At 57.3% G+C, this 776-nt stretch carries 1 protein-coding gene; it reads left to right on the top strand.

The features are described from left to right. The first annotated feature begins 307 nt into the window (after positions 1-307). Positions 308-580: an usg protein gene (locus EOA27_RS38720; RefSeq protein ID WP_126063777.1), complete on the top strand. Its 273-nt coding sequence runs from the start codon at positions 308-310 to the stop codon at positions 578-580. Positions 581-776 lie beyond the last annotated feature (196 nt).

The following is a 776-nucleotide window of genomic DNA, read 5'->3' as shown; positions in this document are numbered from 1 at the left end:
CATTTTCTGCTTTCCTCCCAAACCACTCTCGCCGGCTTGAGCCGCCAGCGGCATCGCGGCAAAACGGCCGCGAATTCGCGGGCATTATTAACAGTTCCGTCGTGGCGGCAATATTAGACGTTGGATTCGCGCGGCGGGATGACGCAGGGGCAAGCGCCCAAGGCTACTAGCACTCCCGCTGGGCGGCTGCTAACCGCCTGTTTTAATGAGAAAAATTTTTAGGGACCTCGCAAAAAACCATAGACAGTTAAGCAACCGTGCGCACAATTCGGCGTTGGGAGGAAGGAGAATCAACCAAGGAAACGCAATGCGCGACAATTCCGAAATGGACCTGATGCTCAGGGGATATGGGCTGACCACGGCCAAGATCCTTTACCACTATCCGGACCACCCGCACCTGCTGCAAAGCTTTGTCTGGCAGGATTACGACATAGCGCCGCAATTCCCGGTGCTGATCCGCTTCATCGAATTCTGGAAGACCAAGCTCGACGGACCGCTGCATTCGGTGACGTATACCCACCAGAGGCTCGTCGCGCCGAATGAGTGGCGGAAGGTCGATGGGGAGTTTCTGGTGCACTGAGGCGTTGCCCAGAAGTTCTCTGGACGTCGAATGTTTGGCGGAAACGCCTGTGACTTCGTCATCCACGGGCGGAGCAAGGAGCGAAGCGACGCGGCGCAGACCCGAGGATCCATTCCGTGACTTCGAAGCGTTGCGGCGATCCAGAATTCTGCTCGCCGCGCCTACGATCGAGGTAACGGAATGGATCCTCGGGTCT

The organism is Mesorhizobium sp. M2A.F.Ca.ET.037.01.1.1, assembly GCF_003998075.1.
GTDB lineage: Bacteria > Pseudomonadota > Alphaproteobacteria > Rhizobiales > Rhizobiaceae > Mesorhizobium.
The sequence above is the reverse complement of the archived record's forward strand: the minus strand, read 5'-3'. Positions and strand labels throughout refer to the sequence as shown.